The 25,474-nt window shown below is 46.7% G+C and carries 31 protein-coding genes and 2 tRNA genes; 24 read left to right on the top strand and 9 right to left on the bottom strand.

Annotation, left to right across the window (positions count from 1 at the left end; all coding sequences use genetic code 11):
- Nucleotides 1-78: 78 nt before the first annotated feature.
- Complete coding sequence (gene feoB / locus ACQ5BJ_RS20485; RefSeq protein WP_430112160.1) at nucleotides 79-2,133, bottom strand: ferrous iron transport protein B; 2,055 nt, start codon at nucleotides 2,131-2,133, stop codon at nucleotides 79-81.
- Entirely contained in the window at nucleotides 2,130-2,393 is a 264-nt protein-coding gene (locus tag ACQ5BJ_RS20480) for a FeoA family protein (protein ID WP_005548579.1), read from the bottom strand. Before ACQ5BJ_RS20480 ends, feoB begins: the two co-directional genes overlap by 4 nt.
- Nucleotides 2,394-2,668: 275 nt before the next feature.
- Here ACQ5BJ_RS20480 and ACQ5BJ_RS20475 point away from each other — a divergent pair, with 275 nt between their 5' ends.
- Nucleotides 2,669-3,634 (top strand): aldolase catalytic domain-containing protein, encoded by a 966-nt coding sequence (locus ACQ5BJ_RS20475; protein WP_005548578.1) that lies wholly within the window; start codon nucleotides 2,669-2,671, stop codon nucleotides 3,632-3,634.
- A gap of 91 nt (nucleotides 3,635-3,725) precedes the next feature.
- Here the strand turns inward: ACQ5BJ_RS20475 and ACQ5BJ_RS20470 are convergent, their stop codons facing one another.
- On the bottom strand, nucleotides 3,726-3,989 hold the full coding sequence (locus ACQ5BJ_RS20470) for a hypothetical protein (RefSeq protein ID WP_005548577.1): 264 nt from the start codon (nucleotides 3,987-3,989) through the stop codon (nucleotides 3,726-3,728).
- The gene (locus ACQ5BJ_RS20465; RefSeq protein WP_005548576.1) at nucleotides 3,989-4,315 is read right to left on the bottom strand and encodes a YbjQ family protein; all 327 of its coding nucleotides are present in this window, start codon (nucleotides 4,313-4,315) and stop codon (nucleotides 3,989-3,991) included. The genes ACQ5BJ_RS20470 and ACQ5BJ_RS20465 overlap by 1 nt, the downstream gene beginning before the upstream one ends.
- 267 nt (nucleotides 4,316-4,582) lie before the next feature.
- On the opposite strand from ACQ5BJ_RS20465, the gene ACQ5BJ_RS20460 reads away from it, so the two are divergent.
- The 6 genes from ACQ5BJ_RS20460 to ACQ5BJ_RS20435 all read left to right on the top strand — a co-directional run bounded on the left by ACQ5BJ_RS20460 (nucleotide 4,583) and on the right by ACQ5BJ_RS20435 (nucleotide 8,623).
- Nucleotides 4,583-5,584: a LacI family DNA-binding transcriptional regulator gene (locus ACQ5BJ_RS20460; protein WP_268620758.1), complete on the top strand. Its 1,002-nt coding sequence runs from the start codon at nucleotides 4,583-4,585 to the stop codon at nucleotides 5,582-5,584.
- Nucleotides 5,585-5,688: 104 nt separating this feature from the next.
- Nucleotides 5,689-6,528, top strand: a complete 840-nt coding sequence (locus tag ACQ5BJ_RS20455; protein WP_040736119.1) for a sensor histidine kinase — start codon at nucleotides 5,689-5,691, stop codon at nucleotides 6,526-6,528.
- A 28-nt stretch (nucleotides 6,529-6,556) separates the two neighbouring features.
- The gene (locus ACQ5BJ_RS20450) at nucleotides 6,557-7,231 is read left to right on the top strand and encodes a response regulator (RefSeq protein ID WP_005548572.1); all 675 of its coding nucleotides are present in this window, start codon (nucleotides 6,557-6,559) and stop codon (nucleotides 7,229-7,231) included.
- Between the two features lie 124 nt (nucleotides 7,232-7,355).
- A tRNA-Pro gene (locus ACQ5BJ_RS20445) sits at nucleotides 7,356-7,432 on the top strand.
- A gap of 50 nt (nucleotides 7,433-7,482) precedes the next feature.
- Nucleotides 7,483-7,556, top strand: a tRNA-Gly gene (locus ACQ5BJ_RS20440).
- Between the two features lie 434 nt (nucleotides 7,557-7,990).
- On the top strand, nucleotides 7,991-8,623 hold the full coding sequence (locus ACQ5BJ_RS20435) for a sterol desaturase family protein (RefSeq protein WP_262866636.1): 633 nt from the start codon (nucleotides 7,991-7,993) through the stop codon (nucleotides 8,621-8,623).
- A gap of 336 nt (nucleotides 8,624-8,959) precedes the next feature.
- On the opposite strand, the gene ACQ5BJ_RS20430 is transcribed toward ACQ5BJ_RS20435, so the two are convergent.
- The 4 genes from ACQ5BJ_RS20430 to ACQ5BJ_RS20415 form a co-directional block, all read right to left on the bottom strand.
- Nucleotides 8,960-9,199 (bottom strand): DUF4318 domain-containing protein, encoded by a 240-nt coding sequence (locus tag ACQ5BJ_RS20430; protein WP_005548570.1) that lies wholly within the window; start codon nucleotides 9,197-9,199, stop codon nucleotides 8,960-8,962.
- 152 nt (nucleotides 9,200-9,351) lie between these two features.
- The gene (locus ACQ5BJ_RS20425; protein WP_005548569.1) at nucleotides 9,352-10,302 is read right to left on the bottom strand and encodes a GDP-mannose 4,6-dehydratase; all 951 of its coding nucleotides are present in this window, start codon (nucleotides 10,300-10,302) and stop codon (nucleotides 9,352-9,354) included.
- A 101-nt stretch (nucleotides 10,303-10,403) separates the two neighbouring features.
- Nucleotides 10,404-10,838 carry an ImmA/IrrE family metallo-endopeptidase gene (locus ACQ5BJ_RS20420; protein WP_005548568.1) on the bottom strand — a complete coding sequence of 145 codons (435 nt, stop codon included), beginning with the start codon at nucleotides 10,836-10,838 and terminating at the stop codon, nucleotides 10,404-10,406.
- Nucleotides 10,839-10,877: 39 nt separating this feature from the next.
- On the bottom strand, nucleotides 10,878-11,315 hold the full coding sequence (locus tag ACQ5BJ_RS20415; RefSeq protein WP_430113415.1) for a helix-turn-helix domain-containing protein: 438 nt from the start codon (nucleotides 11,313-11,315) through the stop codon (nucleotides 10,878-10,880).
- A 259-nt stretch (nucleotides 11,316-11,574) separates the two neighbouring features.
- Here ACQ5BJ_RS20415 and ACQ5BJ_RS20410 point away from each other — a divergent pair, with 259 nt between their 5' ends.
- The 6 genes from ACQ5BJ_RS20410 (at nucleotide 11,575) to ACQ5BJ_RS20385 (ending at nucleotide 15,082) form a co-directional block, all read left to right on the top strand.
- Nucleotides 11,575-11,997, top strand: a complete 423-nt coding sequence (locus ACQ5BJ_RS20410) for an ArpU family phage packaging/lysis transcriptional regulator (RefSeq protein ID WP_005548565.1) — start codon at nucleotides 11,575-11,577, stop codon at nucleotides 11,995-11,997.
- Nucleotides 11,998-12,209: 212 nt separating this feature from the next.
- A complete protein-coding gene (locus ACQ5BJ_RS20405; RefSeq protein ID WP_157266944.1) occupies nucleotides 12,210-12,629 on the top strand; it encodes a phage tail terminator family protein in 420 nt (139 codons plus the stop codon).
- Entirely contained in the window at nucleotides 12,622-12,834 is a 213-nt protein-coding gene (locus ACQ5BJ_RS20400; RefSeq protein ID WP_430112154.1) for a hypothetical protein, read from the top strand. The genes ACQ5BJ_RS20405 and ACQ5BJ_RS20400 overlap by 8 nt, the downstream gene beginning before the upstream one ends.
- Nucleotides 12,834-14,150, top strand: a complete 1,317-nt coding sequence (locus ACQ5BJ_RS20395) for a phage tail sheath family protein (protein WP_005548559.1) — start codon at nucleotides 12,834-12,836, stop codon at nucleotides 14,148-14,150. Before ACQ5BJ_RS20400 ends, ACQ5BJ_RS20395 begins: the two co-directional genes overlap by 1 nt.
- A gap of 1 nt (nucleotide 14,151) precedes the next feature.
- A complete protein-coding gene (locus ACQ5BJ_RS20390) occupies nucleotides 14,152-14,613 on the top strand; it encodes a phage tail tube protein (protein WP_005548556.1) in 462 nt (153 codons plus the stop codon).
- A 46-nt stretch (nucleotides 14,614-14,659) separates the two neighbouring features.
- Nucleotides 14,660-15,082, top strand: coding sequence for a phage tail assembly chaperone (locus ACQ5BJ_RS20385; RefSeq protein ID WP_005548554.1), 423 nt, complete (start codon nucleotides 14,660-14,662; stop codon nucleotides 15,080-15,082).
- Here the strand turns inward: ACQ5BJ_RS20385 and ACQ5BJ_RS20380 are convergent.
- Nucleotides 15,079-15,273 (bottom strand): hypothetical protein, encoded by a 195-nt coding sequence (locus ACQ5BJ_RS20380; protein WP_040736116.1) that lies wholly within the window; start codon nucleotides 15,271-15,273, stop codon nucleotides 15,079-15,081. The two genes, ACQ5BJ_RS20385 and ACQ5BJ_RS20380, sit on opposite strands and share 4 nt — an antisense overlap.
- A gap of 118 nt (nucleotides 15,274-15,391) precedes the next feature.
- Between ACQ5BJ_RS20380 and ACQ5BJ_RS20375 the strand changes: the two genes are divergently transcribed.
- The 11 genes from ACQ5BJ_RS20375 to ACQ5BJ_RS20325 are packed head-to-tail and all read left to right on the top strand — an operon-like array spanning nucleotide 15,392 to nucleotide 25,458.
- The gene (locus tag ACQ5BJ_RS20375) at nucleotides 15,392-17,725 is read left to right on the top strand and encodes a hypothetical protein (RefSeq protein WP_430112151.1); all 2,334 of its coding nucleotides are present in this window, start codon (nucleotides 15,392-15,394) and stop codon (nucleotides 17,723-17,725) included.
- Complete coding sequence (locus ACQ5BJ_RS20370) at nucleotides 17,722-18,405, top strand: LysM peptidoglycan-binding domain-containing protein (RefSeq protein ID WP_430112149.1); 684 nt, start codon at nucleotides 17,722-17,724, stop codon at nucleotides 18,403-18,405. The genes ACQ5BJ_RS20375 and ACQ5BJ_RS20370 overlap by 4 nt, the downstream gene beginning before the upstream one ends.
- 31 nt (nucleotides 18,406-18,436) lie before the next feature.
- Nucleotides 18,437-19,411 carry an XkdQ/YqbQ family protein gene (locus ACQ5BJ_RS20365; protein ID WP_430112147.1) on the top strand — a complete coding sequence of 325 codons (975 nt, stop codon included), beginning with the start codon at nucleotides 18,437-18,439 and terminating at the stop codon, nucleotides 19,409-19,411.
- A 2-nt stretch (nucleotides 19,412-19,413) separates the two neighbouring features.
- Entirely contained in the window at nucleotides 19,414-19,716 is a 303-nt protein-coding gene (locus ACQ5BJ_RS20360) for a DUF2577 domain-containing protein (RefSeq protein ID WP_171415808.1), read from the top strand.
- Entirely contained in the window at nucleotides 19,713-20,135 is a 423-nt protein-coding gene (locus tag ACQ5BJ_RS20355) for a DUF2634 domain-containing protein (RefSeq protein WP_268620741.1), read from the top strand. Before ACQ5BJ_RS20360 ends, ACQ5BJ_RS20355 begins: the two co-directional genes overlap by 4 nt.
- Nucleotides 20,128-21,228, top strand: a complete 1,101-nt coding sequence (locus ACQ5BJ_RS20350) for a baseplate J/gp47 family protein (RefSeq protein ID WP_430112145.1) — start codon at nucleotides 20,128-20,130, stop codon at nucleotides 21,226-21,228. The genes ACQ5BJ_RS20355 and ACQ5BJ_RS20350 overlap by 8 nt, the downstream gene beginning before the upstream one ends.
- Nucleotides 21,221-21,808, top strand: coding sequence for a putative phage tail protein (locus ACQ5BJ_RS20345; protein ID WP_430112143.1), 588 nt, complete (start codon nucleotides 21,221-21,223; stop codon nucleotides 21,806-21,808). Before ACQ5BJ_RS20350 ends, ACQ5BJ_RS20345 begins: the two co-directional genes overlap by 8 nt.
- Nucleotides 21,805-22,089: a ketopantoate hydroxymethyltransferase gene (locus tag ACQ5BJ_RS20340; RefSeq protein ID WP_268599014.1), complete on the top strand. Its 285-nt coding sequence runs from the start codon at nucleotides 21,805-21,807 to the stop codon at nucleotides 22,087-22,089. Before ACQ5BJ_RS20345 ends, ACQ5BJ_RS20340 begins: the two co-directional genes overlap by 4 nt.
- Complete coding sequence (locus tag ACQ5BJ_RS20335; RefSeq protein ID WP_430112141.1) at nucleotides 22,089-24,680, top strand: hypothetical protein; 2,592 nt, start codon at nucleotides 22,089-22,091, stop codon at nucleotides 24,678-24,680. The genes ACQ5BJ_RS20340 and ACQ5BJ_RS20335 overlap by 1 nt, the downstream gene beginning before the upstream one ends.
- 15 nt (nucleotides 24,681-24,695) lie before the next feature.
- On the top strand, nucleotides 24,696-25,301 hold the full coding sequence (locus ACQ5BJ_RS20330; protein ID WP_430112139.1) for a hypothetical protein: 606 nt from the start codon (nucleotides 24,696-24,698) through the stop codon (nucleotides 25,299-25,301).
- A gap of 1 nt (nucleotide 25,302) precedes the next feature.
- Nucleotides 25,303-25,458, top strand: coding sequence for an XkdX family protein (locus tag ACQ5BJ_RS20325; RefSeq protein WP_005548537.1), 156 nt, complete (start codon nucleotides 25,303-25,305; stop codon nucleotides 25,456-25,458).
- Nucleotides 25,459-25,474: the final 16 nt, after the last annotated feature.

Raw genomic sequence — 25,474 nt, 5'->3', positions numbered from 1 at the left:
AACCATCCACAGTGCATAAGCAAATATGATCGTTACGATTCCGATTTCCGGCCACGACATGCGATTCACCTCTTCGTTTCAGGAATAACCGAGCAATTTGCCGATTCCCGTAATGATAAGCGCGACAACATAGGCAATGATCAAGGAATAGCCTATGGAGAACCACGTCCAGCGCCAGGATGCGGTTTCTTTTTTGATAATGCCTACCGTCGCGAGACAAGGGACATACAATAGCACAAATGCACAGAATGCATACGCAGACAACGGTGTGAATGCGCCGGCAATTTGGGATTCGAGCATGGCCGTATCCGGTGCGTGATAGATGATATTCATCGTGGATACGACAACTTCCTTTGCCAGAAAACCGGTAATTAAGGATGCACCCGCTTGCCATGTCGCAAATCCAAGCGGAGCGAACAATGGTGCCAGCACGCCGCCAATCATTGCTAGGAAGGAGTCATCCATTTCAACTCCAAAACCGCCTGGCCCAGCATATGTCATCAGCCAGATCAGCACGGAGCCTCCAAGAATGAAGGTACCGGCTTTGCGGACGAATCCCTTGCCTTTTTCCCATGTACTGCGGAACAAGGTTTGCCATTGCGGCATCCGATAAGGCGGAAGCTCGACGACGAATATGCTCTGTTCCTCCTTCATCATCCGCTTGGTGAACAGCTTGGCCAGCAGCAGGGAGAGCACAATGCCCATGACGTATAGAGACAGTACAACGAGCGCTTGGTGACTCTTGAAAAATACACCTGCAAACAAGGCGTACACGGACAATCGAGCTGAACACGACATTAGCGGTACGAGCAAAGTGGTGACGAGCCGTTCCCGCGGCTGCTCAATTGTGCGCGCGGCCATAATGCCGGGCACGTTGCACCCGAAGCCGATAACAAAGGGGATAAATGCCTTGCCGTTTAAGCCAACAGCCTCCATAAGTCGATCCATGACAATGGTGACGCGAGCCATATATCCCGAATCCTCAATAAAGGATATGAATAAGAACAAAATAAAAATTTGCGGTATGAATACGAGCACGCCGCCAACGCCCGCGATCATACCTTCTTCGATTAGCGCATGGGTGAAGGGCGATACGCCCATGGCATTCAACACGGATGCTGCGCCCTCTGTTAATGGGCCAGAGAAGAAGGCATCCAATGCGTCCGACGTCGGTGTTCCAATCCATTCGAATGTTGCCTTGAACATGAGGAACATAATGCCGAGAAAAATCGGAATCCCGAGCCAGCGATTTGTCACGATGGCATCGATGCGTTCTGTTAAAGTTTCGGCTCTCTCCTTCGTGCTATCAATCGCCTCTGCACACACACCTTGGATGAAGGCTGTACGAACCGCACGTATATGCTGTGCCATATGAAGCGCAATGCCTTGCTCCTGAAGCTGCTGTTCCGTTGCTTCACACAAGTGTTTTATCTGTTCATTTATGTCTTGACTCAGATGGCCCTGAACCCATTCACGAACCGTATTGTTTTGTTCCAAATATTGCAGCGCAATCCATCTTGCAGGCACTCCTTCTTGGCAGGGCAGCCACTCTGACATACGCTGAATAGCCAGCTCCGTGATCTCTCCGTAATCCAGTTGGAATGAGTGATCTCCATCGTTCGTTGCTGCCCGACTTCCGGATTGTTGGGAAGGAATTTTATCGATATGTTGCAGAATAGCATCAATGCCCTGTTTGCGTCTTGCATTGACGGGAAGCAAGGGAACATGAAGCGCCTTGGACAGCTTCTGCGTATTGATATGAATACCGCGACCTTGGGCGACATCATTCATGTTCAGAGCGATATGAACAGGCAGGCCATATTCCAGTAATTGTACGGTCAAATATAAATTGCGTTCTAGCTGTGACGCATCGACGACGTTCAGTATGGTGTCAGGTCTTTCGTGAAGCAGGTAACTTACCGCTACGCTTTCGTCCCGGGACATCGGCTGCAAGGAGTAGATGCCTGGCAGGTCAATTAGGGTGCCCGAATTGCGATGGAGTTGGCCTACCTTCTTTTCTACGGTAACGCCTGTCCAGTTGCCTACATATTCATAGGAGCGGGTGAGGGCGTTGAATAAGGAGGTTTTTCCCGTATTCGGATTGCCTACAAGTGCGGTCGTACAAGTGTTCATGCGCCGTTCACCCCGATAAACCGAGCCTCGCTTTGGCGAATGCCGAACAATTGTCCATTTGCCTCAAGGGTGAGCGGGCCGCCGAACAAGCTGGTACGTTTCAGCTCTACGTGGGTTCCCTCTGTTATGCCCAAATCGCGCAGTCGGTGGCATACCGATGCATGAACCTTGGACAAATCGCAAATGCATGCACGTTGACCAGGCTTCAGTTGACATAGGGACATGCTCTCACAGAGCATCGTTGAATGAGTCGAGCGCATTTATAATCCTTCTTTCTTCATCTATATCGGTTCATCTTTAGGTGTAAAGTGCCAATTTCTTATTTATAATGATAATCGGTATCAATTGAATTTACATTGAATGTAGCACAAGCGAAGAAAAAGTACATGTGATTTTTTTTATAGAAAAAGCTTAAAAATAGAGATAATCTATCAATTTGTATCAAATCGCCACAAAAATGAAGCTTTTTTGCTTTGCTTTATGAGTTTTTTTCCATTAGAATGGAGAGAAAACATTTGGCAAAGGAGATAGCGGGATGAAAACGAATCACTGCAAAATTGTCGACTGCACAATCCGCGACGGTGGTCTAGTGAACAATTGGGACTTCAGCGTCGAGTTCGTGCAAAGCTTGTACGCTTCATTAAATGAAGCTGGCGTCGACTATATGGAAATCGGCTACAAAAATTCGCCTAAACTGCTCAAAGGCGCTGACGAAGCAGGCCCTTGGCGATTTTTGGACGACGATTTTTTACGTACTGTCATTCCGCAGAAGGGAACTACGAAGCTATCCGCGCTAGTGGATATCGGCCGTGTGGATGAGAACGACATTTTGCCTCGCAGCGAAAGTATGTTGGATTTAATCCGAGTTGCTTGTTATATCAAGGATGTGGACAAGGCACTGGATTTGGTACGTACGTTCCATGATCGCGGTTATGAAACAACGCTAAATATTATGGCGCTGTCAAATGTGATGGAAAATGATCTCATAGAAGCATTTGCAATGATTAAAGAAAGTGTCGTAGATGTGGTATATATCGTAGATTCATACGGCAGTCTTGATCATAATGATTTTCATTTCCTTGTTAATAAGTTTAAGGAGCATCTGCCGAATAAGCGGCTTGGTGTTCATACGCATAATAATATGCAGCTGGCTTTCTCGAACACACTTGTGGCGGCAGAGCTCGGTGTTGAAATGCTGGATGCTTCCGTATATGGAATGGGGCGCGGAGCAGGCAACTGTCCGACAGAAGCTCTATTGACTCATTTGAAAAACAGCAAATATCAGCTTCGGGCCGTGCTCGGGTTCCTTGAAGAGCATATGATTCCGATGCGTGAAAAATGGGAGTGGGGTTACTTGATTCCTTACTTGATTACCGGCACGCTGGATGAGCATCCTCGTTCAGCTATGGCGATTCTTGCTTCTGATAATCGGGATAAATTTCTGGACTTCTATGATCAGATGACGACGCCAGAGGTTTCCATTCCTAAAAAGAATTCGTAAAGGACGGCAACTGTCCTGTACGATAGAAAGACCGCTTCAGCCTGAACGCTGAGCGGTCTTTTTTGTGTACCCGGATATCGGTAGGAATCGATTACGATTGCATGCGAACGTATTTGCGCTCGCCTGTTTTGGAGTTGTAATACACTTGATATTTCAGTCCATCCTTCGGGTCAATAAAAATTTCCTTCGTAGGAATGAAATCACCGTTTACGCCAATGGCGTCCAAAGGGTTATCGTATTGCTTATAGCGCTTGTCGAAGTATTTCTTGCCGATCAAAATAAGAATGACAAGGCCGATAAGGGGCAGACCGTATACGAGTAAAGCGAGTTGGAAGAAGTGTACGACATCGTCCATTAGGATTGCACCGCTCTCAGCTTAACAACGGTTCCGTAAGCTACGATTTCACTCATATTCTGGCCAACGTCGCCGCTGTCGAAGCGCATCATGATGATACCGTCTCCACCCATCGCGTGAGCATTTTCAATCATACGATCCATCGCTTGTCGGCGAGCATCCTCGATCATTTGAGTATACTGCTTAACTTCCCCGCCAACGAGACCCTTCAAGGAAGCCATAATGTCGCCGCCGATGCCGCGAGCTCGAACAACTACGCCAAATGCTGTGCCCAGCACTTCGGATACTTCATAATTTGCAATACGTTCAGTCGTTACTACGATCATGAATGGTCAGCTCCTTTTGAACACCTATCTCGAGTTAAACTCTATCCCTTGTAGTATTATTCATACGGGGTATTTCTATTTTCGTTTCATATGAGAATCAGAGCTATAGACGGAAGGAATGTTCATTGCTAAAGATTTATTAAAAAGGCGAAAAATAGCAGAGATAAAATCATGTTTTAATGGAATAACGCTTTAAAGTTGGTTATGATGGTAACATAGAGATTATGCCTTTCCATATCTAATGATCGATCATGAGGGGAGAAGGATATGAGGGTCAGTATTTTTGATGTGGCTAAGAAATCAGGTTTATCCGTCGTAACGGTATCACGCGTTTTAAACAACGCAAAGACGGTTCGAGAGAAAAATCGGATTAAAGTGCTGCAGGCGATGAAAGAACTGGACTATCATCCTAATGCGGCAGCTCGCAGTCTCGCTAAGGGGAAAACGGGTGTCATTGGGATGATTGTTACTACGCTTCAAGATTCATTCCTGGATAGTATCGTACAAACGGTGTACTCACAGCTAAAAGATCATGGATATTACTTAGCCCTATCGGTTGCAGCAGAGCCGATGGAGCAAGGGGTCGGCACTGACCTGATCCAGGAGGATCGTGTGGATGGAATGTTAATTCTTTCAGCTGTACACGAGGAGCCTTATGTTGTAGAACTGAAAAAACGTAAAATTCCATTCGTACTTATTGACAATCAAACGATACAACCATCCGTGACAAACGTGAATGTGGATAATTATAAAGGCGGATATGAAGCGACGAAGCATTTGATTGATTTGGGGCATCGCTCGATCGCTCACATTCGGGGACCGCAGTTCTTTTTGAGCGCGCTTGAACGTGAAAGGGGTTTCAGGGGGGCAATGGAGGACGCGGGCCTCGAGCCATATGCCATAGAGGATGGCGCATTCAGCATTCAATCCGGTTATGATGCTGTCCAGCGCTGGCTGAAAAAAGGAAGTATGCCGACGGCGCTGTTCGCTGCCGATGATTTTACAGCGATTGGCGCCATTAATGCACTTTGGCAGGCAGGGTATAAAGTGCCAGATGATATGTCTGTAATCGGCTATGATGATCAAGTGATTGCTTCCCAATTGCGGCCGCAGCTGACAACGATGCGCCAGCCTGCTCATCAAATTGGAAGAGTGGCGGTTGATCAGCTGATCAAGCAAATTAATGGGTTGAATAAGCGCAGTGTGACTACGCGTTTGGATTCGGAAATCGTGATTCGAGAATCTACAAGCGCACCGAGGCAATTATAGCTGTAATATCAGTCCGATTAAGAAGAAAAGGCATGCGGTTATGAACTGGTGACCGTATGCTTTTTTCATTACAATAGGAATTAATGAAAAGTGATCGTTACAGAATGGGGCGAGACAAGTTGAAGGATCGTACGATCAAACATCTTATTCTATGGATTCCCACGATTACGATTGGCTTGTGGGAATATGTGCGCCACTCGTTCCTGCTTCCCTATGTGTCCATGGAGGTTGGAAACTGGCTCGCGCCTGCTATTGTCTTCATTGTATCCGCAACGCTGCTGACGCGATTGTTCAAGCTGCTGGATGAGACGCAGAGGAAGCTTCAGCGTGAGCAGCAGACGAAGGCGGCCTTAGAGGAGCGAGGCAGATTGGCAGAAGAGCTCCATGACGGGATATCCCAATCCTTGTTCATGTTGGCAGTCAAAATTGATCGACTGGAGACCGCCTCTATCGAGCAGCAGCCTGAACAGCTGGATAAGCTGCGGCAGACCGTTCGGCATGTGTATGAGGATGTGCGCCTTTCGATCGCGAACTTGCAAACGGTGCCTGAGGAGATCAATGAGTCTTGGTCGAATCAACTGGTTACCATGATTGAGGATATCCGCAAGGATACGGATTGGTCGCTGGAAGTGAAGTGGGAGCTGTCCGAAGATTTACTGTCATTGAAAGAAAAAATAGCGCTTCTGTCCTCGGTTCGCGAGGCGCTGCTTAATGTGCGCAAACATGCGGAGGCGGAGCATGTATGGGTTATTGCCAAGCCTGTCGCTGGAGGGTTTACCTGTGAAATTCGAGACGATGGCAAAGGATTTGTAAGGGAACCATTTGAACAGAAAGGAAAGTATGGGCTGAAGATGGTGCGAGACCGTACGATCAATATGGGCTGGGGCTTGTCTGTGGAACGAGATGGAAATTTGACGATTGTACGCATTTCGAGCTCATCATGACAGAAGATGCAAAAGGAGAGGGATATAGATGAATGCGGAACACGGTTCAGAAAAGCAGCATTGTTTTCGTGTATTGATAGCCGATGACAATGCACATGCGCGTGAGGGAATGAGGGATATTTTAGCGATTGATCCCGCGTTCGTCGTTGTGGGCGAGGCGGTGAACGGAGAAGATGCGCTCCGTATGACGGATCAAGTGATGCCTGACTTAATCCTGATGGACATTTCCATGCCCGTTATGGACGGATTGGAAGCTACCAAGCGGATCAAGGAGCAGTTTCCATACGTGAAAATTGTAATGGTTACCGTATCGGACGATATAACGCATTTGTTTGATGCATTGAAAAAGGGTGCGCAAGGCTATTTGCTCAAGAACCTACAGCCTTCAGCGTGGCATGAGTATTTGCGTGCTATCGCCATTGATGAGGCACCGATGTCGAAGGAGCTGGCGTTTCGTATATTGCAGGAGTTTTCAGCCAAAGGAGAAAGCAAGGCCCCCGCGTCAACACCACTGACAGGGCGTGAGCGGGAAATTTTGGAACGTGTGGCAAAGGGAGAATCGAACCGGGCGATTGCGGCCCAGCTCTCGCTGTCCGAGCACACGGTGAAAAATCACCTGAAAAATATTATGCAGAAGCTGCATTTGGAGAATCGTGTTCAGCTTACCCGATACGCATTAAAGCATGGTTTAGTGGATAACTAGTTTAGATGGATACCATCTTCATCGATCGAAAATAATTATAAATGTTCAAATGAAAACGTATTGCGGAATAGAAGGGGCTGTGCTATATTATTTCTTGTCACTTGATGTGGCGTGCAATACATGTCGGGACGTAGCTCAGCTTGGTAGAGCACCTGGTTTGGGACCAGGGGGTCGCATGTTCAAATCGTGTCGTCCCGACCATCTTATTACATTCATGTCAGGTATACTGCAATCGAGTGTTTTTTGCATATGCGGGTGTAGTTCAATGGTAGAACAGCGGCTTCCCAAGCCGCCGGCGTGGGTTCGATTCCCATCACCCGCTCCATAACAAATGAAATGCGCCGAAGGGCGCTTTTTTTGTTTTATGGAGCGCAGAAAGGATGGGAAGCGAACCCTCGGGGTTCGACCGTCCGTAAAGACAACGAGGAAATGCAAGAGTAGGAGGCGCGTCAACACCTAACTTAGCTCGGCATCATAAATCATCCGCAACGCGATTACATGCGTACTCTCTTTCACAGGCGCAATGGTGCGTTCGCCCCCGTTACCATTATTCCGCGGCTTCAATCATTCGATAACTAAAGCCAGATGCAAGTATCTGCTTCATCATCATCAAATAACTGTCAAGAAGTATCTCAATTTCAATAATGAATCGGCAACAACTTCATATTTTCTGCATATTCATAGATCAGCGCAGCAAAAAGGCCGTTTCATGAAACACAAAAACGTTGGCCCTATATTAGCAATCAGGAGGGGGTTTGAATGAAGACCAAATATGTAAAAGAGTTTTTCTTTTTCCCCGATATATGCATAATGTGCGGAATCTTTCTGGTCAGTATTAGCTTTCTGATTCCGAGCCTAGCAACTATCGGCACATGGATTGCTTTCGCCATAGGCATGGCAACTTATGCCGCTGCCGAGTATTTCACGCACCGCTTTCTTTTTCACATAAGAACTCCGAAGAACCCATTCCTGTTAAAAATAATTAAACGTTTACATTATGATCATCACGTAAATCCGGATGACCTGCATTTATTGTTTTTGCCTTTGTGGTACTCCCTGCCGAACTTCGCTATTGCGGGAACAATTGCCTACTTTATAACATCAAGCCTCGTGATGGCAAATGCTTTTATCGCTGGAATGATCCTATTCCTATTGTTTTATGAGTGGAAGCATTATGCTGCCCATCGTCCGATTACCCCCATCTCCCCATGGGGCCGTTGGATGAAGAAAGTCCATTTATGGCATCACTATAAAAATGAAAATTACTGGTACGGCGTTACAAATCCGGTTTTTGATCTCGCATTGGGAACCTTTCAGGACCACAAAAATGTCAAGCTAAGCCAAACTGCTCGCAACCTTGAACAACGCGATTATAAAAAGCTTGATCTGTAATTGTCCTTTCCCGCACTGCTGTACACATAAACCAAACAAAAACAACCCGCTAAACGCCAAAGTTTGCGGGTTGCTTTGATGTTGTCGCGCATCATAGCATTGTATCGCAGACAATGAAAGCCGAGTTCATCAGAGTAGTTTTGATTACATATTATCAGATGGTGAAGCTCGGCTTCATTATAGAGCAGGTGAGTGCGGCATGAAACAGGCGGTGATCAAAATCGTACTCGACCTCGGATACGAAAATGTTTAGCTGAAAGGATACCTTGTCGTGGATGACTTTCTAGTCGTCATCGAGGACGGCATTATGTGGCTCTACTATGTAGTACCAAGCTATCATACTTCTTTAAAATGAAGGACGAAACCGGGTCTTCCGGCATTTTCGACTTGGCATTGATAAACGACATCATCAATCGAAATCACGGCAGGGCGATCATATTCAATGAACTTATAGTTAACTTTCTCTTGTACACAATAACGTTCAATTTCATCTAAAAATTGCTGCTTGTTTTGCGGAAGTTGATCGAGTTCAACCGAAAAGCCTTTCTTCATCAGCTTTTTCCAAACCTTCTTCATGATGCTTGTCCTCCTCTACGCATAGATGATTCTTATCATCTATTCTACCATACCCATTTCCATATGCATCAAATAAGAAAGAATATGCGACCGACTCCATCGGACGGAAGAAGCGGTCGCATCGGTTTACGCTTAGATACTCGTATCGCAGTTTATACGCGTTCGCGCCAGTAGTTCAGCAGGTCTTCGAGAGTTTGATCAAGTGGAATTTCAGGTCTCCAGCCTGTATGCTCTGTAAACTTCGAATGGTCGCCGAGCAAAATTTCAACGTCGGAAGGACGCATGCGGCTTGGATCTGGAACAATGTCGATCGTAATGTTGGATTTAGCCAGCAGCATATCGAGCATCTCGCGAATTGTTACGCAGGATCCGGATGCAATGTTGTAGCAATCGCCAGCTTCTGCTCGTTCCAGCGCCAGCCAATAGGCGCGAACGATATCCCGTACATCGGTAAAATCGCGCTTCGCCTCCAAATTGCCAACATGGACAGTAGGCGGACGAACGCCTTTCTCGATTTCGGCAATTTGCTTTGCAAAGTTGGAAGTTACGAATTGTTCGCCGCGACGAGGGCCCGTATGGTTGAACGTTCTCGTCCGAATGACATGGAGGCCGTAGCTCTTATGATACTGATACCCAAGATAGTCTTGAGCGGCTTTACTAACTGCATATGGACTTAAAGGTCGGAGTGGATTTTCTTCACGAATCGGAGTTTCATGAGGCTCAACATGACCATATTCCTCACTGGAGCAAGCAATTTGAATTTTACAATCCAAATTGAGGCGTCTAACGGCTTCAAAAATATTCAATTGGCCGGCAACATTGTTGTAGATTGTGTCTGCAGGAGAGTTCCACGATGTAGGTACAAAGCTCTGCGCGGCCAAATGAAAAATAAGATTCGGCTTCTCTTTGGTAATGAGTGTTTCAACGGAAAAAGCATCGCGAAGCTCGCATTCCACAAGATGAATGTCAGACAGAATGTGATTAATGTGCTCAAGGCGGCTGCGGTTGCGAATGGTACCGATTACCTCTACATTTTTATCCAACAAAAACTCCGCCATATGACTGCCTACGAATCCGGAGATCCCGGTGACAAGTGCCTTCATGTAACTGATCTCACCTCTCAGGTTGATAACATACACCCATAGTTCAACATTACCCTATACTATGTGGAGTAGGCTTGAAAAGGTGACGGCATTCGTACGAATTATTCTTGTTCTGAATCCGTAGGCAGAAATCTGGCCAGCTCAGCAGGAATATCGTTGCGTGCACAGTACATTTCCCGCGTTTCGCCCAACAGGCATTCTTGACCGTGCAGCAGCAGATGCAGGGCAAATTGATTGGCTTGGCGCTCGAACTTGCCTACATGGAACAACGTATGCTGCTCGGTAAAAAAGTGGCCAATCCCTTTGTGCAGGCGATCATGAGCAAGCTCATGGGCACACACGAAGCGCTGCCATTCGAACGGCAATTCCGAATTGATGACAATATAACGGCGGCGAAGCTTGTGGAAATACAGGCCGCGCGTAGATTTCCCCAGATCAGCAGTCCTAACTTGAATATTTAAATGCTGAGCAAGCTGAAAGGGACAGTTTGTTTTATATTTTCGAATCAAGGATCGTACAATCTTCTCTACATCCATGAGATGCACCTCGCGGATAAGTTAGTCAATGTGTCGTATTCAGCTCCGTGGCGGCTTGCGCTTGTTGCGCTTCTTTGCATCCCAGAACAGTGCCTCCAATACATGGAGAACTCGCTCACGGTCTTCTTCGTCGATAGGGACGCCATCGAACATGATTTCCGAATCTTCCTCAAGCAGCTGGCGGAAATCCTTCTTATCCTTCCAAGTGGCCCACTCGGGAATGGAGTCAGATGATGTTAAGGCCAGCGGCATCGGATTATCGATACGGCCAAGCAAATAATCGCTTGACGTATACAAAAGATCGGCAAGCCTGCCGATGATGTCACTTGGCGGTGTCGTTCGTCCCGCCTCATAATTGGCGACGTTCGCGCGCTTCATGTCAAGCGCCTGGGCGACGTCGTCTTGCGACAAGCCTTGCTTGAGCCGCAGCTCTTTAATGCGAGTGCCTACTAATTCTTTGTTCGTTATGGACATCATTATCACCCTTATTTTACATATGTTCATAAATTCAGGATTGACGTTCATTTAAAGAGCGTGGTATTCTTGCAGTATAACATATAGGAACAAATGTTCGCAATGTATGGTTATTTAAATGAACAAGGATCATTCTATAGTGTAATTTTCCGTAACACAAGGCCAAGTTTTGCAGTTTTTTTATTTTTCATGGAGTGTTGTTTTAAATAACTTATTCTATATTGCGTTATCCATAATATCCTTTCATTAAGGGGCGATGAAGATGTTAGCAACGATTAATCGAACAGCGACTCGTAAAATGGTGGAAAAGTATTTGTCTATAGCTTCTTTGTACAAGCGAACGGGTATCGTACGGAGAGAGATGAAGATGACCACTTCATATGAGCCTAGATTGCATGGGTCTACGAATCAAGTAGGAAAGCCGGTAGAAGAGATTGCACTGCATAATGTGGAGAAGGAAGCCTATATGAGAACCGTATACGATAATGTAATGAAGGCGATTGCCCACCTTGGCGATATTGAGAGAGAGCTTATTGTAAGCTGTTATCTCTCTCCAGAGACAGCGAAGCCGGATTACTTACTATGCTATGATCTGAACGTAAGTGAGCGTACATTTCGGAGAATTAAAGCACGCGCGATTATGGAGCTAGCATTCATGTTAGGTATAGAAGTGTTTGAGGATTAAGGTGCGCAGAGCTTGAGGCGAGTCGAAAAAAGTAACTTAGTAGTGACCTCCGGGTGGCCGGATGATGGCACTCGGTTGGACGGGGCAAGGTGCTAAGATGATAGTGTGAGGTTGTGGGCATGGGGCAGGACAGCCTTGCGGAATATAGGGAGAACCGTTTGCGGCGAAGCTGTATAACGGTTTTTTTGTACCACAGGATAGGAGGTGAAGGCTTGCGAAGCTGCGAGATTCGGCAAGGGGTGATGAGACGGGTGCGCGAATATTTCCCTGATATCCCCGTGCTCGAAGCAGAAGAACGAACGGACGAGCAAGCGCCGTGCTTGGTCGTCAAGCTCGTGCGAGGGGAACGGACTCGCGTTGGCGAACGCCGCTTTCAGGCGAGAGCAGCATTTGAGGTCGATTATTATCCCGACGGAAAGGCTTCTGTTCATGATGTTGCCGATGGGCTCTACGACGCGCTGGAGCTGATTGAAGCAGGCGGCGGCTTATGCAGGGGGACAGGCTTGAAGCATGAAATCGTTGAACGCAAGCTGCGGTTTCAAGTGCAGTACGAGTACATGCTGGCGCGTTCCCGAGAGGAAGCAAGCAAGATGAATGCTATGAAGCAGGAGGGACGCATTCGAGATGTCTGATGCAAACAAGCAGGACAAGCGTAATGTGGAACATGCCGAGGCTGCGGGCGAATTCGCCTTTGCGAAGGAGCAGTGGCTGAAGGCAAAATGCTGGAGTGCAGGCGAGCGAGACATGCTGCATGCGCTTCTAACCAGTAATGAGCAGTACACGAAGGCGCAGATCGATGCGCTGCTGTACCAATTTCAAATTCAGGAGGTAAAGTAATGGCTGGAGGAACATGGACGACGCAAAATAAAGTAAGACCAGGCGTATATGTACGCTTTCAAGGAGAGGCTGCTCCATCGGGAGCAGTTGGCGAGCGGGGGATTGTGGCACTGCCGTTAACGCTTAGCTGGGGGCCAGTGAAAGAAGTACTGGAATTGCATGCAGGGGAACCTGTATTCGAGCAGCTAGGTTACGAGCTGACGGATGACGCACTTCTGCTGGTGCGCGAGGCTTTCAAACGTGCGAAGAAGGTGCTGTTGTATCGATTGAATGAAGGTGCCAAGGCGGCTGCAACTCACAATCAATTGAAAGTGAAAGCACGCTTTGGCGGTGTTCGCGGCAACGATATTCAACTCGTCGTGCAGACGAATGTGAACGACAATACGAAGGTGGATGTCATTACAAAAGTTAGCGGACGCATTGTGGATAGCCAGACTGTGCAGCAAGCTGAAAAGCTGATTGCAAACGCTTGGGTTGAGTTCGAAGGCACAGGTGCAATTGAGCCAAATGCGGGTCTGCCGCTTACAGGCGGTGATGACGGCAATGTGGTGAATGCGGATCATGTATCTTTCCACGAAGCGATTGCCGTTCATGATTTCCATACGGTTGCGCTTCCTTCCACTGATGCCGCGCTATGCTCTGTCTATGCGGCATTTGTGAAGCGTATGCGTGAAGATGAAGGGAAGAAGATTCAGGCGGTTATGGCTCAATATCCAACCGCGAATAACGAAGGCATCATTAGCGTCAAAAATGGCGTAAAGCTGGCAGACGGCACAATATTGAATGCTGCTCAAGCAACAGTATGGGTAGCTGCGGCAACAGCAGCGGCAGCGATGAATGAGTCGTTGACGTATTCCGCTTACGAAGATGCGGTCGACGTTGATGTTCGCATGACAAATACCCAGGTGGAAGAAGCTCTGCGCAAGGGTGAATTCGTGTTTGTACACCATCTTGGCCATGCTGTGGTAGAGCAAGATATTAATACATTGACGGCATATACGCCGGAAAAGGGCCAGCCATTCTCCAAAAACCGCGTTATTCGCGTGCTGGACGGCATCGCCAACGATATGAAGCGAATTTTCGAAACGGCGTATGTCGGGAAAACAAACAATAATGAAGAAGGACGTCAATTGTTCCGTGCAGCGTGTATTGCATATTTGGATCAGCTTGAGCGCTTGAATGCAATTCAGCCGTTCGACGCACAGACGGATGTGCTTGTTGCTAAGGGTGAGGCTTCGGACAGTATCGTCATTCAATTGAATGTGCAGCCGGTCGATGCAGTAGAGAAAATTTACATGAAAGTGAAGGTGAAGTAAGATGGGTTTCTTACAAGCAAAGGATACGATTTCGGGTCGTGAAGGCACGGCTTTTGCGCAAATTAATGGAAAAAATGAAGAAATGTTCTATATTAAAACGTTGGAAGCAAAAATAGAAAAACAAAAAGCAGAAATTAAAACACTCGGCAGCCGCGCCACACAGCATAAAACCTCCGGCTGGTCGGGAACAGGCAGCATGACGATTTACTATATGACAGCTTTGTTCCGTAAAATGATGCTTGATTATATTAAGACTGGCAAGGATACAAACTTTACGATTAATGTGACAAACGCAGATCCTACTTCTTCGGTGGGCACGCAGACAATCATGTTGAAGAACGTGAACCTGAACAGTGTCGTTATGGCGAAGCTGGATACAGAGAGCGACGTTTTGGAGGAAGAATTGGAGTTTACATTTGATGATGTTGACATTTTAAGCAACTTTAATGCACCTACAGTGTAATTTTAAATAACATAACTACCATTCAAGATGAGGAGAGCGATTGAAGATGACTACATTAAGCTATTTCTTTGCCCAAAATGCGGAACCCAATACGGAGATGCCATTCGTTGTGTCCCCGCGTTTCAAAGATGAAAAGGGTGAGCCGGTTGCCTGGACGCTACGCAGTATGAGTGAAGTGGAAAATGAGCAGTGCCGCAAGTCGGCCACAAAGCAGGTAAAGGGAAAAGGCGGGGTTGTTACGCCGGAAATCGACTTCAATGAATATACCGCAAAGCTGATTGTGGCAAGCGTTGTGTATCCAGACTTGAAAAATGCAGAGCTTCAACAGTCCTATGGCGTCATGGGTGCGGAGGCGCTCCTGCGCAAGATGCTCCTGCCTGGCGAATATACGGGCCTGCTGCAGCAGGTGCAGACGCTAAACGGCTTCAATCAGGACATGAACGAGCTTGTTAATGAAGTAAAAAACTAATTCGCGAGGGCGATGGCGAAGCGAACTATGCCTATTACGCCCTCCATAAGCTCCGCATCCTGCCGCATGAGCTGCTTGCGCTCCCGGTTCGCGAACGCGCCGCCGTCTACGCGATGATCGACATCCGTGTGGATGAAGAGCGCAAGGCACAGCGCAGTATGCGCAAAAAGCGGTAGTAGGCTTTGGAACAACCGCGGACATTAGAGCAGCGATTTCACAGTCGGCATGGCAATGGCAGCTCCCTTGGGGCAGCTTGGGTGCAGATGGGGGATCGCTCTCTTCATCTTGCGGACAGGGGGAGGGAAGAAGATGGATGAGCAGTCATTACAGGCTTTAAAGATCGCGGCAAAGTCAGTTCAGACGTTTGCTAATGCTTTTGCCAAGGTAAGCACAACGATGAATCAAGTTATGAAGAAGTCGGTGGAAGCGATCACGAAGACTTGGCAGAAAACTGCAACTGCAATTAATCAATCTTGGCAAAAAACGATAAACGCCATCAATCAGTCTTTAAAAAAGGCGTCAAATACGATTGTCCAAGCATGGCAAAAAGCAGCCAATGGGATATCTCAAGCATGGCAAAAGACGGCAAATCAAATCTCACAATCATGGCAGCGAACCAGCAACGGCATCAATAAATCATGGCAGAAAACTGGTTCCAGCATGAATCAGATATGGCAGCGTGCGAACTCTGGAATAAACCGTGGCTGGAAGCAGGCGGGGAACAACATCAATAGAGCGTGGCAGCAGGCTAACAATGGCATTCATAAAGGATGGAATCGGGCTACCTCCGGGTACAATCGAATTCAGCAGCAGAAAACTAGGCAAGGATCTTCTAATGGAGCATCTCCAACTGAATCATCTACTGAAGATTCTCGTGAGGATAATAAACCCACTAAAGAGAGTGCAAAGGCTGACAGAATTAAAAAGGGAGCGGCCGTTCACGCTGCTGTCCGTGAGAATATCGGGAAGTGGTTTGGTGGCATAGGTTCCAAAATGCTGGGCTTCGTTCAGAATATGGGCATGGATGCGATTAAGGGGGCAGCTGAATCAGAAGATATCAGATCCCAATATAATGCTAAATACGGAAATCGCCAAGAAGGGACGCAAGTATACGAGGCTCTCCGAGCTCAAGCATTACTTAGTGGAGAGGATGTAACGAAATCTTTGGAATCTGGCCTTACATTGACCTCCGTCTCTAAAAACACCCAAGATTTAATTCACATGAATGAAATGGTACAGCGTTTATCATCATTTCAAGCGAACGGTGGAGATCCAACTAAAACTGCCGACTTAATGAAAGACGCATATTTCGGTAAGAGTGAAGGTTTATTGGCGCAACTGAAAATGCCGGTAAGTGCCGCAGATCAGGCAAAATTAGAATCCTTCTCTAAAACCGGTGATTTAAATGGCTTCATGAAGGCCTTTGACACGTTGATGGAAAAAGCTAACATGAGCAAAACTTCCCTTGAAATGCTGATGGACAGTCCTTCTCGTAAGTGGGAAGAGACTGTAACACGATTTAATGGAATGCTGGGAGCTGCTGGAGAGACTGCCATACAGATGTTTAGTCCGATGCTGGACATGTTGAATCAAGCATTCCAGACGGGGCAATTTGATAACTTCTTTGCCGTACTAAGTGGAGGACTAGCTATTATTGCACAATTGGCCACTTGGGTAGTGGAGGGATTCTTATGGCTGGTGGATATATTTAATAATAATTTACCGCTAGTCTTGCCTATACTAGGTGCTATTGTCGGCGCATTAATGATGTACTATACGATAATGACAATTATTGTAGTGGTGACACAAATATCTGCGGCAGTGCAGACTCTGTGGAATGCCATAATGGCACTGAATCCGGTTACAATTGTTATTTTGGCTTTAGTTGCATTGATTGGAGCCTTTCTAGCATTAATTGCTGTAATGGAGCCAGTACGCGAAGGTTTTGCGAATGCACTTCGATCCATGGGGCAAATGGTAGCCGGCTTTGTTACTGGAGCAATACAAGCTTTTACTTGGCTTGTAAATAAGGCATTTGACATGATTAATTTTCTCTTAGAAGGCGTTAACAGGGTTGCTAATGCCATCGGTAGCATACTTGGAATTAAAGAAAAGGTGGATATAAAGCTGGAGCACATTAAAACTGATAAGTTTCAATCAGACGTTAGTGCTACGATTGAAGGAGGCTTTAATGCTGCTGCTGATGGTGCTGAAAATTTCTCTGTCGATAATTTCAAAAAGAAATTCGGAATTGATAACTTAACCAAACTAACAGAATCCAATAACTCATATAAACCTGAAAAACTGCCTAAAACTCCAAAAACGCCTGAAACATTGCCTAGCACTGCTGGGGGAGTTATGCCTGGGTTAAATACTGGCGGTACTATGAACATCCCGAAAGTAGGCGAGGTAGGTAAAGTCGGGGCCATCGACAATAAAGTTGAAATTACGGATGAAAGCATAGAGATGATGCGCGATTTGGCAGAAATGGATAGCATCCAGAACTTCGTATCCTTAACGCCGACTGTTCAGGTAAACACAGGTGATATCCATCAAGGCTTCGATATGGATACGTTAATCAATCGCATCGAGAAGAAGCTGGAGGAAGAATTCGTGTCAACGGCGGAAGGGGTGTACGGATGAGTGGATACCATATCTATTTGAGCTTCAACAACCAAGAGAAGGTCATCGAGCTGCCTGTAAACCCAGCTCAGCTGGAGATCAGCGAAGCGGGAAATTTGCAGTCCTTCGATATCGTCGGTATCGGGGAAGTCGTGAGCATCCATACGCCAAAGCTGGCCGATATTCAATTCAGCAGTTTTTTTCCGCTCCATTACGGGCCATATGTGCATATCCCGCCAGAGAAATTGCTGCCGCCTAGTGATTATATCATTCAATTGCGTGAATGGATGGAGACCGAGCGTCCGATTCGCTTCGTGCTTACGACGCCAACTTACCATATGAATCTCGCTATGGCGATTGATAAGTTTACTTGGCGTGAAGTTGCCGGCAGTGTTGGCGATTTGGAGTACGACATTTCCTTGAAGCTGTATAAATTTTATGCGGCCAAAAAGGTAAAGCTGAACGGGAAGCTGACAAGTGCGACCAATGTGCCAAATCCGTCACAGCCGCGTCCAGATGAGCGTAAAGGAACAACCGAGTACATGACGCAGCCAGGGGATAAGCTGTGTTTGATTGCCCAAAAGTTTTTCAACGACACTAGAAAAGCAATCGACATTCAAAGACTGAACGGCATTTCAGCAGATGAGGCCCTGCATGAATTGGAACCGAATCGTGTTCTGCGACTTCCTAGAAAGCAGTGAGGCACAGCGACGTAGGAGGTGAATTTGTGAAATGAACAGGTTGGAAGTGTTGGTCGATAATCGCGATGGCAACGCGTGGGACATGTCACACCTGATCTCGAGCCTGACATGGTCGACCGCTCGCATTGGCAAGCCTGCAAGCATATCGATTTCCTTTATGAAGGGAGCAATATTTCAAGATCGCAGCTTTACCATCAATAATGGTGATATCGTGCGCGTGCAAGAAGATGGGGTGCCTGTTTTTTACGGCTATGTGTTCAGCATTGAAACGGATGAGAGCAGTACTGTGAAGCTGACTGCTTATGACCAGATGCGCTATTTGATGATGAATGACTGGTGCATGCTCAAAAATGTGACGGCTACTGAGGTAATCCGGCATATTTCCAAAAATTTCAACATCCAGGTTGGAGATTTGGCAGATACGAAGCATAAAATCCCGACTTTTATGGAGGACAACAAGAAGCTCTTGGATATGATGTTCCGTGCGCTTGATCTGACGTTAATCGCCACCAAAAACATTTACGTGCTGTATGATGATTTCGGGAAGCTCACGCTGCGGGAGGCGAAGAGCTGGAAGACAGAATACTTCATCGGCGAAGGCAGTCAGATGACGAGCATTTCCTATAAGGTAAGTATTGATGATGATACGTATAACTTTATTAAGCTGTATCGGGACAATCAGGAAAAAGGCGTGCGCGAGATTTATGTGACAAAACATAGTGATAATTTGGCGAAATGGGGTCATTTGCAGCTTTATAAAAAGGTAGACGACAAGCTGAATCGGGCTCAAATCAAGCAGCTTGGGGAAAATTTGCTGGAGCTCCATAACCGTGAGAAAAAAACCTTAAAAGTAAACGCTGTAGGGGATGTGCGCATTCGGGCCGGAATGTACATCCCTATTTTTGTGCCGGGACAGGAGAAAGAGCAGTTCAGGCTCATTGAGGAATGCTCCCAGGAGTGGAGCGGGTCAGGACATACGATGTCATTAACGTTGAAGGAGATTTAGAGATGAGGACGATGCTGGACATTATTAAAAAAGCGGGTGTAGGAGCGGTGGAGGCATCGAGCCCGGTTGCCCTGCTGTATGGTGTGGTGCTCAGCGTATCGCCTTTGCAGGTGCAGGTGGAGCAGCGCTTCACTCTGCCGGAATCCGCTCTTGTCATAACGGAACAGCTTACCGAGTACAAGGTGCGCATCGGCGGAGAAGAGGTTACGATCCGTGAAGGGCTGTATGCTGGGGATCGGCTGCTGCTCGCCCGTATGCAGGGAGGACAAAGCTACGTTGCACTCGATAGGGTGGTGGGTACATGATCCCGAAGTCAAGGTTCGAGCCGGAGATTGAAGATGCTCCCACGATGATGGAGTATACGGAGCAGCCTACGCGCACCTATCGGCTGGATATGGAGGCTGGGCGCATTTTAGGAATGACAGATGGCTTGGAAGCGATACGGCAGGCCGTGCTTAAAATTCTGTTGACGGAACGTTTCGAGTATTTGATTTACAGCCCGGATTATGGATCTGAGCTTCGCGCACAGCTTGGTTATAGCTTGGGATTCGTGAAGTCGGAGCTGGAGCGCACGATATCGGAAGCTTTGCTGCAGGATGACCGCATTTTGCGCGTAGGCGAGTTTGCCTTCGAGCAAACGGGAGACGCTCTGCACGTTCATTTTACGGTTGAGACGGTTTTAGGACAGTTGGAAATGAAGAAGGAGGTGAAGATGGATGGCTGAATGGGAACAAGGTGCTTGGAACGTGCCTCGATTGGAGGACATGATGGAGCGAATGCTGGAACGCGTTCCGAATGACGTGGACAAACGGGAAGGCAGTATCATTTACGATGCGCTTGCCCCGATTGCTTTGGAGTTGGTACAGGCTTATACGGACTTGCATTTTCAAAATGAACTTTCATATGCAGATACATCAAGCGGCGAATATTTGGAGCGGCGCACGGCTGAATATGGAGTGAAGCGCAAGCCGGCCACAGCAGCCAAACGCAAGGGATTGTTTTATGATGCGGCAGGCAAGCCATTCGATGTGCCTTTGAGATCCCGCTTTTCAACGATTGAGCTTAATTATGTAGTCATCGAACGATTATCGGCAGGTGTGTTCGTGCTCGAATGTGAAAGCAAGGGCGCAAAAGGAAATGAATACTACGGCTCCTTAATGCCGGTTGATTACGTAGATGGTCTTGCCCGAGCTGAATTAGCGGAGGTGATTACGCCAGGCGCGGATGCGGAATCGGATGAATCGCTGAGACGTCGGTTCTTCGAGGCCGTGAATGAACAGCCATTCGGGGGCAATGCAGCCGACTATAAGAAGAAGGTAACCTCTCTTTCAGGTGTAGGCGGCGTGAAAATATTCCCGGTATGGAAAGGTGGAGGCACGGTAAAGTGCACCATCATATCGAGCAGCTTCGAATCTCCGTCTGCTGAGCTGGTGAAGGATGTGCAGACGATCATCGATCCAGAGGTGAATCAAGGCAAGGGAATGGGCTTTGCGCCGATTGGCCATACCGTCACCATTAAGGGGGCAGTATCCGTAAGCATTCATGTGTCGACCACACTTACGCTTGAAGCGGGAATATCCGTGTCACAGGTGAAGGCGGACGTTGAAAAAGTGATCGCCGATTACTTGCGGACGCTGCGTATGAGCTGGAAAGAGGAAGACCGAACCGTCGTGCGTGTAAGTCAACTGGAAGCCCGTATTTTGAATGTAAAGGGTATTGCAGATATTGCGGATACGAAGCTGAACGACAAGGGAGCCAATGTGGAGCTGGACACGGAAGAGCTGCCGGTCATGGGGACGGTGACCTTGAATGGCTGAACCGTTGCTTAAGCGTTTGCCTGACTTTTACCATGACGTTAAGGAAATGGTTCTGCTTATGGAGACGCAGGATGGGGAAAAGGATAATCTGCTGGCCGCCATGCAAAGGCTGTTCGACGATCAGTTCGTCATGACTGCAAGCGAGGATGCAATTGCAAGGCGGGAGCGGATGCTGAATATTCTCCCGGATCGCGATGCGGAATCGATCGATTTCCGGCGCAAACGGATTATCAACCGCTACACGACGAAGCCGCCGTTTACGATCCGGTATTTGCAGGAGAAGCTGGATTTTTTGCTTGGCAAGGACAAGGCTCGGGCTGTTGTGGATGCGGACGCTTTTCTGCTGCGCATCGTTGCCAACATTACGGATGCAGCCGTATTCAAGGAGGTCGGGCATACGGTATACGCAGTGAAGCCTGCCAACTTGGTTTATCAACAGGAGACGGCGCTGCTGTCCAATGTAGGAGTGAATGAGAATATATACCGCTCAGATTTGAAGCGGACGACAAGGCTTTCGACGACGTGGAAGCTGGGACGTTCGCCATTCGCCGAGCGCGGGCTGGAGGTGCAGATCAAATGATCGAATCAACGCTGCTGAATGAACTGGCGACCCATGTCAACACGCGAATTGCCAAGGTCGTGCTGAATAAAACGTATGAGATTACAGAGTTTACGGTGAAGCAAGTATCACAGAGCGTCGTCAATCTGGAATATATGATTCCGCTTGGATCTGTCGACAGCGTATCGCTGATCGAGCTTCGGGCTGCTGACGGCACGGTGCTGACGTCGAATGACGTCTACATCCCGCTCACGTCCGATACGATCATCAAGCAGCCGATTACAGTGAAGGAGGTGGCCTAATGCCATACGAGGCTAAAACGAACTGGAAGTATGACGATACCGTTACAGAAAAGGATCTAAACCGCATCGAACAAGGCCTGAAGGACGCCCATGTGGCGGAGTATAAGGATATTACGTTGCAGCCGGGCGTGCAGATTATTGAGACTGAGAACGATACTCCTTTTAAACTTGGAAGCATTAAGGGACGGACACTGGCAAATTTACTCGGAAGAAATGGGAGGTTTGTAGATTTGACGAAATATCTCCCTGACGCAGTAACCGCTGAAAAAGAGGGAGATTACGTAAAAGTAACGTTAGATGGATCCAAAGAGCGAGGAACATTTAGAACACCAACTAGAGCGAGGGTAGGTGAAGGAGCATCAAAGTACTTGCTAGTTGGTGTGGTAAATGCCGGTACTGCTAAATCAGCCCATATCGAATTATCCGATGAAGTTAATTATGCCATCTCTAGTAATCCTGTAACTGGTACTGAAGATCAAATTGCATTTGCAATTTTCGATGGTTCGAAAACAAGTAGAGGAATGAGTGTTTATTTGCACATTTTGGGGTCGAAGGATAGTTATGCGCTATTCAAAGACCTAAGAGTTTTTGAAATCTCAGATGAGGATGCTCATCAACTTTCTACATTCAGTTCAGTAGAAGTTGGAGGACGCTTCCCCTATGTAGATTCTATCACTAATGTTGTAAATCCATATTTAAGATGCATATCAGGCAATATGTTTCCTCCTGCTTACGAGTTTAAAATCAATGGTAAAGGTGTATTTATAGACGGTATATATTCCTTTTACTTTGAGGCTGAAGGCGAAGAGAATAAAGGGATCTTTTACGATTTGGTAGTTTCACCCAACAAAAAATATGGCATTCACACACTATGTAATAACCCTAAAGGAAATATTCGAGTTGAGTACTATAAAGATCTATCAACTGCAGGTAATAAGAATTATTTTTTGATTTCACCAACGTACCACATGTCTAATAATTATTCGTACATCATTACACCTCCTAATTGTAGTTGTGTAAGAGTTTATTTATCAAATGAACAAGAAGGAATAATTCCCCTAATAGGTCAGTTTAAGTTTAGTGACTTTGTTATGTATCCATTTGCAGAGGCACATCCGTTTGCGAATCAAACTCAAAGCATGTGGGCAGCTGAGTGCCAGCTAGCAGCTGACCCTGTAGGCACGTCAAACCCAGATATGTTATTTATTGGTGATGATGGGTTGCCATACGTGTTAGAAAAGTGGAAGAAGAAAACATTGGATGGGTTTCACTTATATGAGAGGGCACCGGTTAAAAACAAAGGATTTAAGACTGTTATGATCAGTGATCTTGCAATCGACAGTGATTCACCCTTAGATAATGATGATTGTGGGAAACTATTCGCTACTAAATTTGACGGGAATCAGCTTAAAGTTTCAGATATTCCAATTGTGGATTGGACAGACTGTGATCTAGTCCGAATAAATTCTTCGCATTTATATTTAAGTATCTCGAACGAGGACAGCGGATGGGGAGATGACTACGAACCTACAGTTGATGAAATTAAAGCCTACTTTTTAGGGTGGAAGATGTACGATAGTCTGTCAAATCCCCCAGGAGATGGTGTATATAACCGTACAGACGGATTAAACAAGGCATGGGGATATCGTAGGCAAAATGGTACTTATGGTGGAGGAACTTCTGTATTACCCGCAAGTAATTCTCCTAAAGTAATAGATGGAACCCATGGTTTGTACAAATTACAATATCTTAAAACTAAGCCAACCATCGTGGCTATCTCAAAATACGAAACTGGCCTCAATGTTTCCAAAGGCTGGAACATGGTCGAAGTCGGCAGCGGTGTTGTGATTCGGGAGAAGGCTAATGTTGGGGCTGATATATACGGGAATTTTTATATTAACCACTTAAACGTTTCGGGGACAAATTTATCACATAAGACAAACAAAATAATGCGCGTATATCAGGGGGGGGTTGGATCATCGGCGTGGCGAGTTTATGCAGACAGTAGGCCGAATGGTAAGGAGTATTTGTATACGCTAAAAGAAAACTTCGATCCTACCGCAGTCTACTACGTTACTTACACAATGCTTGATTCTGGGCTTGCGGTGCCAATCAGCGGTAGCATTGCAGAGAATCTGCGTGGAACTGTTACGAATGTAGCGAAGTGGGCTAGTGACGTAGATCGACGACTATCAGTGGTAGAAAATCAGAAGGCAGAAAAGGGCGTGCCCAGCCTCATTCAATTAACTCCTCTGAATAGTTACACTGGTTCCACAAGATACCCAGACTATTTGCAGGGGCTATTTGTTAGAAAAGATTCTGCTGGATATGTATGGTTATATGGATTACTTTCTGGCGGTACTCCTGGGACAGCAATCTCAATTTTACCCAAAGGATTTAGACCTAAGCATTCGCTTACTTTTGCGGTTCCATTTTATTCAGAAAGAAATGCTGATGGGTCAGGAGGAGAAGCTACAACACGTATAAAAATTGCACCAAACGGAGGGATTTTTTCAAATACCCCTATTCAATTATCTGCAGAAAAAGGTGAGTGGATCAGCTTACATTTACCACCATTCTTAGCAGAATAATAAGGAGGCTTTACATTGAAAGAAGCAATCATAACTGACCTTAACGGTCGATACATTGAACCAACGCTCGTTGCGGACTCCGTGACGGGCGTTTTTGATAGAACGGGGCCGGTTCAAACTGGCTCCAATGATGCAGAATTACTAGCTTCGCAGCAGAATGACGACAATCTACCAACTGAAGCTAAAACGAAACTAGTCGGATACACAGTAGCCATTCCGCTGCCTGATGGTCTTTACGAACCAACCTTTGACGTACTCGGCTATCGCAAAGCAAAAGCAGACTACGACCTCGCATACGTCGAATACCTTGGAGCACTAGCGAAACATGATCCGACGAGCGGGAAGCCTGCACCGCAGCGTCCTGCATCAGTAGACGCATCTTCCTTTTGGAGCAACGGCCTAACGGAGGAAGAAATTGAAGCTTTGCAGCCAAAGCCATTGCCAACAGAGCTGGATCAGCTGCGTCTCGAAAATGCGAAGCTGCTGCTTCATGTTGCCGCACTGGAAGCGAAGAGCGATAAACACGTAGAAGGGACGAGCGAGCTGCGTTCCCAAAACATTGAGCTTACGCAAGATCATGCAACACTACTATTACAGCTAGCTGAAAAAGGAGTGATCTAATATGGACTGGTTCACAACGATTAAACGGTACTATGATATGGGGATCTACAAAAACGATCCGAAAGATTCGTTATATGTCGGGAAGTTCTGCGAGTTTGGCAAGATTACGCCAGAACAATTTAAAGAAATTACCGGTGAGACATACTCCGCAATATAGCCCCCATGTAAAACTT

The organism is Paenibacillus sp. B1-35, assembly GCF_050474385.1.
GTDB classification, from domain to species: Bacteria; Bacillota; Bacilli; order Paenibacillales; family Paenibacillaceae; genus Paenibacillus_B; species Paenibacillus_B alvei.
The sequence above is the reverse complement of the archived record's forward strand: the minus strand, read 5'-3'. Positions and strand labels throughout refer to the sequence as shown.